Below are 7,727 nucleotides of genomic sequence, written 5' to 3'. Positions count from 1 at the left end.
TGCACAAGAATCGCCGGACTGCCCTGTATCTCTATCTGTTCTACTTTGGCATGTTCTGTATCTAGAGCAGTATCCGGTACATTCATCCAAAAATCTACGATAAAGCACGCGCCATCGTCCTTTTCGTATGTGATACATACCTCTGTGCTTTCTTCCTCTATATCTGTCACAACAAAATCATCCGGTATGTATTGCGGCATATATGGCTGCATGGCGTCCGATACGGCAAGCTGTGTCCGATGCGGTACAATTTCCGTATATTGATCTGTTACGGCAAAGAAAAATTTCATAACAGGAATCCGAACCGCTTCTACTTTGGTCAATAGAACACCACTCACAAGCACGACGCAAGCAGCAGCTGCTGCAATTTGACAAATTTTTCGTTTATACCTTGTCACCCATGCTTGTCTCCGCTGCGTCCGAATCAAATGTTTCATCTTTTTATCAAAGCGCGCTGAAAAGTCATGTTCTGCCAGATCTGTCTGGTCTGGCGCATGTTCTATTTCTTCTCGGATCGCCGCCCGCACCAAAGCATCAAACAGTTCTTCTTTTGATGTTCCATTCATCGCTTATTCCCCCGCTTCTTTCAAGCTCTCCAGCAAGAGCTTTTTTGCACATGCAATCCGATAATACACAGTATGCGGTTTGATTCCCATAATCTCCGCAATTTCTTCCACTGTATGCTCATAAAAGCAATATAATTTTAATGGATCTTTCCATTTATCATCCATTTGTTCAATGGTCTGTAAAATCATTTCATATTGCATCTTGCCGAACACAGTCTCATCTACCAATCGAAAATCAGGAATGATCTCCGCTTGTTCAATGTCTACAACTTTTCGCTGCTTTCGATACATATCAAGAGCTGTATTCTTCGTGAGAATAAAAATATAATCCCGTTGTTCTTTCTCGTGCAGCTGAGAAATTTTTTGCAAATGTTTTGCGATTTTAATCAAAGACTCTGATACTGCATCCTCCGCCGCATAGGTATCCTTTAGAATCTTTTTCGCTATATAAAACATCGGCGTCTTATACCTGTCATACAATTCTTCAAAAAAAGTATGGTGTTTCAATCGTTGCTGTTCTCCTGTCATGGTACTATTATAATAACGGTTGAGGGCAGTCATTTTTACAAAAAAATAATTTATTTTTTATCAGATACAAAAAATCAGATTCTCAGATAATTGACAATCACATCACATGCTATTATAATTTAGGTAGAAAAAGGACACTGCCGGTAGGCGGTTTGTCCCGTAAAATTGCTTAAAGAAGTGATCGCAAGTCTGGGAAACGGGCGGTCACTTCTTTTTTGTTACTATTTTTTGTATATCGAAACGATAAGACTGATAATAGCGACAATAACTAATGTATACTGATACAATTCTGCATGAGTTACCATATGTCAGCCCTCCTCTCATCAGATCAGAGGGCAAAAGAAGTTTTACCCTCTGTCGAGAGGGATAAACCGCCTACCGCACACGGCAGTGCCAAAATAATATTAGCACACGATAGGTTCAATAGCAAGGATAATCTTTTGCACAGAAAGAATACAAAGCAAAAATAAGAAGCAAAAAATCCCTCGATTTCTCACGAAACCGAGGGATTTTCATGTATAAAGTTAGCTATTTTGCGGAGTCAAATCCGAATTACATAACACCCTGAGCCTTCATTGCCTCAGCAACCTTCAGGAAGCCTGCGATGTTTGCACCTGCAACCAGGTTGCCCTCGCAGCCATATTCCTTAGCAGCGCTGGAAATGTTGTGGTAGATGTTAACCATGATCTGATGCAGCTTGCTGTCAACCTCTTCAAAGGTCCAAGACAGACGCTGAGAGTTCTGGCTCATCTCCAGAGCGGAAGTAGCTACGCCGCCTGCATTTGCAGCCTTTGCCGGAGCAAACAGAATGTTGTTGCCCTGGAATACAGCGATAGCTTCCGGAGTGGACGGCATGTTAGCGCCTTCGCCAACTGCCTGTACGCCGTTAGCAACCAGTGCCTTTGCATCCTCTTCGTTGATCTCGTTCTGGGTAGCGCACGGCAGAGCGATGTCGCACTTAACAGTCCAGATGCCCTTGCCCTCGAAGTACTTTGCAGACGGAACTGCCTCAACGTACTCCTTGATGCGGCCGCGGCGAACTTCCTTGATTTCCTTTACAACGTCCAGGTTGATGCCGTTCTCGTCAACAACGTAACCGTTGGAGTCGGACAGAGCGATAACCTTTGCGCCCAGCTCAGTAGCCTTCTGGGTAGCGTAGATTGCTACGTTACCGGAACCGGAGATAACAACCTTCTTACCCTCGAAGGAAGTACCGTGATCCTTCAGCATAGCGTCAACGAGGTAGCACAGACCGTAGCCAGTAGCCTCGGTACGAGCCAGAGAGCCGCCCCACTGGAGACCCTTACCGGTCAGAACGCCAACGTACTCGTTGCGAATGCGCTTGTACTGACCGAACATATAACCAATTTCACGAGCACCAGTACCAATATCACCAGCCGGAACGTCGGTGTCAGCACCAATATGACGGCTCAGCTCAGTCATGAATGCCTGGCAAAAACGCATTACTTCGCCGTCGGACTTGCCCTTCGGATCGAAGTCGGAACCGCCCTTGCCGCCGCCGATCGGCAGGCCAGTCAGGCTGTTCTTGAAGATCTGCTCAAAGCCCAAGAACTTGATGATAGAAGCGCAAACAGACGGATGCAGACGGATGCCGCCCTTGTACGGTCCGATTGCGGAGTTAAACTGATAGCGGAAGCCACGGTTTACCTGAACCTTGCCGTTGTCGTCAACCCAAGCAACGCGGAACTGTACGCCGCGCTCCGGCTCAACGATGCGCTCGAATACGCCAGCCTCAACGAGGTCCGGACGGCGCTCTGCTACCGGCTGAAGAGATTCCAGAACTTCATATACTGCCTGCTGGAACTCCGGCTCGCCCTGGTTACGCTTTACTACGGTGTCATAGACACCCTTCAGATAGGTGTTCGTAATAGCCATTTTTGTTTTCCTCCATATATAATGGTTTAATCACATCTTCGGTTATCATCATACCACAAGAATGGCAATTTGAAAATACAAAAATTGCAAAATTCATAATTTTTTTCTAAATTTCTATTTTTTGTATTGTTCGCCTTCTCATTTTTGTGTATTCCTCCCTTATTTTGGGTGAAAACAATAACTTTTTTCGTTTTTCTTCCGTCTTTGCATGTATTTATGTTGAAAAAGCACGAAATGAATAATTTCTTGCATTTCCGTTTTGTACTACTTTTTGAGTAGATAATACAAGAATTTCCCTTCTCTTATCCAAGATGCACCCACATATTCACTTTAGCCAGACAGTTTTTTTGCAGGATATTCATACAGATGTTGCAATTCCATCTTTTTTCCGGATTTGATACAGTTTTTGTATGATTTTCCCGTTTCATTGACTTTTTCTCTGAAAATGCGTATGATACATACAGATTGATTTTTTCTGAGAAAGGAGGATTCTTTGAGCAAACCAGAATTTTCCACGCATGATTTTGCGCTAAAAACCGGCAGAAAAGTACGGAAATCCGTCTTTCGTTTTTTGTTCAGCCGATTGACAATCACCGCAGCGCTGTTGGGTCTGCAATTCTATGCGATCATCTATGCGCTGCTGTTTCTGCGCGGCCGCTGGGTTATCGCTTACCAATGTCTCAAGATACTCAGCCCAATCGTCATCATCTGGCTCATTCGCAAGCCCGACAATCCCTCGTATAAGATTCCGTGGATCATCATTATTATGTTCTTCGCTCCGTTCGGCGCACTGTTCTATTTATTTATGGGCAACACGCCGCTCAATCGAGCCAGACTGGTCAAAGTCAAACCGATTCGGACGGAAGTGATTGAGCAGTTCCGCGCTTCGGACACCCGCACCCTATGTACGACCATCCCGCGGCATCGGCGTACCTGCGAATATCTCTATCGCATCGCTGAAATGCCAGCATGGAAAAACACCGCCGCAGAGTATTTTCCGCTCGGAGAGTATGTATACGATTCTATGCTGATGGAACTGAAAAAAGCCAAACGCTTTATCTTTATCGAGTTCTTTATCATCGAACGCGGTGTCATGTGGGATTCCATCTTAGAGGTTTTACAGCAAAAAGCCGCGGAAGGTGTCGAAATTCGGCTCATGTACGATGATGTGGGTTGTATTTCCACGCTCCCGCACCACTACGACAAAAAACTCCGGGCAATGGGCATACAGGTCGTTCGATTCAATCGCCTGTACCCCCTCATCTCCACCTATCTGAACTATCGTGACCACAGAAAAATCTGTGTCATTGACGGCAATATTGGCTACACCGGCGGCTTCAACCTCGCAGACGAATACATCAACGAAGTGGATCGCTTTGGTCACTGGAAGGATACTGGTGTCAAGCTGTCCGGCAGCGGCGTTGCCAATCTGACCGCGATGTTCTTACAGCTATGGGATTTTTCCGTCAAACAGGACACGAAAAACTTGGCGGATTATCAGCCGACCAAGCTGTTTCCCAGTGATGGCTTTGTCCAGCCATTTGCAGATTCTCCGTTGGACAACGAGAATGTCAGTGAAAATGTCTTTCTGGACATCATCAGCAACGCCACGCGCAGCGTCTTTATTACTACGCCGTATCTCAGTTTGGACAACGAAATGACAACTGCCCTGTGCGGTGCTGCCAAATCCGGTATTGATGTACGCATTGTGACCCCCGGTATCCCCGACAAAAAGCTGGTCTACTCCGTAACGCGTTCTTTCTATCGCGATTTGATTGGAGCTGGCGTAAAGATTTACGAATACACGCCCGGTTTTGTACACGAAAAAATGATTGTTGCCGATCACGACATTGCGGTTGTGGGAACCATCAACATGGATTTCCGCAGCTTTTATTTGCAGTTCGAGTGCGGCTGTCTGTTTTACAAGTCATCCGTCGTCGACAAAATTCGCGATGATATTTTAGACACGATTCAAAAATCCCGTGAAATCGACAAAGCATGGATCAAATCGTATCCATGGATCAAATCGATCTGGGGATCTCTGGTCTCCTTATTTGCACCGCTGTTATAATCATGCGCACGAAACGCCCTGCATTCTATTTGAGAGTGCAGGGCATTTTTCTGCTCTTTCCTATCTGTATATAGCAAAAACCAAACGTCAAGTCCAGATTCCTTGTTTTTTTCCACAGATTCTCTTGACAAAAACTGTACAATCCTCTAATTTTTCCTTTGTACAGTTGACAGAATCTGGCTTAACTGCTATACTCCCACTAATGAAACCGGTTTCAAACATGTGCACACGGTTTGAAAGAGAAGAAAAGATACTCAGGAATGAACAAGGAATAGATCAAATAGGAAAGGAGTTTTATCTTGTGAAACTCGCAGTTGTAGGAAGTATCAATATAGATCAGACGGTAACCGCAGAGCGCATTCCGCTGAAGGGTGAGACCCTCCCAGGCGGTTCCCTGCGCTACATTCCGGGTGGCAAGGGCGCGAATCAGGCAGTCGCTATGGCAAAGCTTGGTGCGCAGGTCGAGATGTTCGGCTGCGTCGGTGACGATGACAACGGCCGCAAGATGGTAGAAAATCTTCAGGCAAACGGCGTTGAAACCAGCCACATTCAAGTTGTCTCCGGTGTGCCGACAGGCATTGCCATTATTACCGTCGGCGATCACGACAACACCATCATCGTTGTTGAGGGTGCAAACGGCCGTGCCGACCGCGCATACATCGACAGCATCAAGGACGAACTGCTCACGTATGACATGGTTGTCTTGCAGCACGAAATTCCGCTGGATGCCGTCCACTATGTCGTAGAGCTGTGTGCACAGCACGGCATTCCGACGGTTCTCAATCCGGCACCGGCAGCCAAGGTGCCGATGGACATTATCGACAAAGTCACGTATCTCACGCCCAATGAGCACGAAGCGGTTTTGATTTTCGGAGAAGAGCGCACCACCGAGGAGTTGCTGCGGGCATATCCGGAAAAGCTCATTATCACACAGGGATCGCGCGGTGTTTCGGTCGCTCTGGCTTCCGGCGAAGTGCTGACAGTACCGGCTCGAAAGACCGAAGTTGTAGATACCACCGGTGCGGGTGATACGTTAAATGGTGCATTCAGCGTGCGCATTGCACAGGGAAGCAGCATTGCAGATGCTCTGTTATATGCCAACACAGCAGCCAGCCTGTCCACGGAGAAGTTCGGCGCACAGAGCGGTATGCCAACCGCAGAGCAGGTTGCACAGGCGATGGAGGAACACGCATGAAAAAGCAAGGAATCTTAAACAGCGACATCGCAAGCACCTTGGCGTATATGGGACACACAGACCGCATTTGCATCGGCGACTGCGGTCTCCCGATTCCGGAAAGCACAGTGCGCATTGATCTTGCCGTCCGCTTCGGTCTGCCCTCTTTCATGGATGTCCTCACAGAGGTTGCTGCCGACATGAAAATCGAAAAGATTATCTTGGCGCAGGAAATCAAGGAGCAAAATCCGCAGATCGAGCAGCAGGTGCTCGATTTATTTGCCGAGACGAAGCCTGACGTAGAATATGTAAGCCATGCACAATTAAAGGTACTGACCGAGGACTGCAAAGCAGTGATTCGCACGGGTGAAACGACACCGTATGCCAATATTATTCTTCAGTCCGGCTGTATCTTCGGCTAAAGGAGGCGGCACATATGCAGATTGAAATGCGAGGCATCAACAAGGCCTTTGGCGGCAATCCCGTGCTGCAAAATGCAGGTTTTGTGCTCGCCGACGGCGAAATTCACGCCCTGATGGGCGAAAACGGCGCGGGCAAATCGACGCTGATGAAGATTTTGACCGGTGTCTACACCAGAGATGCTGGTACTGTCATCGTAGACGGAAAAGAAGTGGTCTATCACAACCCGCAGGAAGCGGAGCAGGCAGGCATTGTCTTCATCCATCAGGAGTTAAACGTTTTGTTTGAGCTGACAGTCGAAGAAAACATGTTCCTCGGCAAGGAAATTCACAATCGCTTTGGTGTCTGCGACAAAAAAGCGATGCGTAAGGAAGTCCGCCGCATTTTGGACATCTTGGGTGTTTCCATTGATCCGGCACAAAAAATGGACACGTTGTCCGTCGGTCAGCAGCAGATGATTGAAATCGCCAAAGCATTGATGGTAGATGCCAAGGTCATCATTATGGACGAGCCGACCGCCGCACTCAGCGCGAGCGAAACACGCACCCTGTTCGAGGTCATTCGCTCCCTCAAGAAAAAGGGCGTCTCGATGGTATATATTTCTCATCGTATGGAAGAGATTTTCGAGCTGTGTGACAGAATTACCATCCTGCGCGACGGCGAATACATCGGAACCCGCAACATTCCGGAAACCAACATGACGGAAATCGTCAAGATGATGATCGGCCGTGAAATCGGCGAGCGATACCCAGAACGCCATGTGACACCGGGCGATGTAGTATTTGAAGTCAAGGATTTATGCTGTCCGAATGTTTTTAAAAATATCAGTTTTTCCGTTCGTGCGGGCGAAGTGCTCGGCGTTGCCGGTCTGATGGGTGCCGGACGTACCGAAGTGATGCAGGCAATCTTTGGCAATATGCCAAATGTTTCCGGTCAGATTTTCATGAACGGAACGGAAATCCACAACAAATTTCCATGGGATGCCATGAACAACGGCATCGGATTCATCACAGAAGATCGAAAAGTCGAGGGCTTGATGCTGGACAAGAGCATTGAGGAGAACATCTCCCTC

7 protein-coding genes are annotated in these 7,727 nt (G+C 47.2%); 4 read left to right on the top strand and 3 right to left on the bottom strand.

Features of this window, described 5'->3' with window-relative positions; genetic code table 11:
* From ACR0P9_RS05060 to gdhA, 3 genes are all read right to left on the bottom strand, one after another.
* Positions 1-566 (bottom strand): DUF4367 domain-containing protein (locus ACR0P9_RS05060; protein WP_432617930.1); only part of this gene is annotated, 566 nt, incomplete at its 3' end.
* A 3-nt stretch (positions 567-569) separates the two neighbouring features.
* Positions 570-1,094, bottom strand: coding sequence for an RNA polymerase sigma factor (locus ACR0P9_RS05055; protein WP_432617928.1), 525 nt, complete (start codon positions 1,092-1,094; stop codon positions 570-572).
* Positions 1,095-1,646: 552 nt separating this feature from the next.
* Positions 1,647-2,990 (bottom strand): NADP-specific glutamate dehydrogenase, encoded by a 1,344-nt coding sequence (gene gdhA, locus ACR0P9_RS05050; RefSeq protein WP_432617926.1) that lies wholly within the window; start codon positions 2,988-2,990, stop codon positions 1,647-1,649.
* Between the two features lie 493 nt (positions 2,991-3,483).
* On the opposite strand from gdhA, the gene cls reads away from it, so the two are divergent.
* The 4 genes from cls to ACR0P9_RS05030 all read left to right on the top strand — a co-directional run.
* Entirely contained in the window at positions 3,484-5,061 is a 1,578-nt protein-coding gene (gene cls, locus ACR0P9_RS05045) for a cardiolipin synthase (RefSeq protein ID WP_432617924.1), read from the top strand.
* A 301-nt stretch (positions 5,062-5,362) separates the two neighbouring features.
* Complete coding sequence (gene rbsK, locus ACR0P9_RS05040) at positions 5,363-6,256, top strand: ribokinase (protein ID WP_432617922.1); 894 nt, start codon at positions 5,363-5,365, stop codon at positions 6,254-6,256.
* The gene (rbsD, locus tag ACR0P9_RS05035; RefSeq protein WP_432617920.1) at positions 6,253-6,657 is read left to right on the top strand and encodes a D-ribose pyranase; all 405 of its coding nucleotides are present in this window, start codon (positions 6,253-6,255) and stop codon (positions 6,655-6,657) included. Before rbsK ends, rbsD begins: the two co-directional genes overlap by 4 nt.
* A 14-nt stretch (positions 6,658-6,671) precedes the next feature.
* A partial coding sequence (locus ACR0P9_RS05030; RefSeq protein ID WP_432617918.1) for a sugar ABC transporter ATP-binding protein occupies positions 6,672-7,727 on the top strand: 1,056 nt, incomplete at its 3' end.

The organism is Butyricicoccus sp., assembly GCF_050872565.1.
Lineage (GTDB): Bacteria > Bacillota > Clostridia > Oscillospirales > Butyricicoccaceae > Butyricicoccus_A.
The sequence above is the reverse complement of the archived record's forward strand: the minus strand, read 5'-3'. Positions and strand labels throughout refer to the sequence as shown.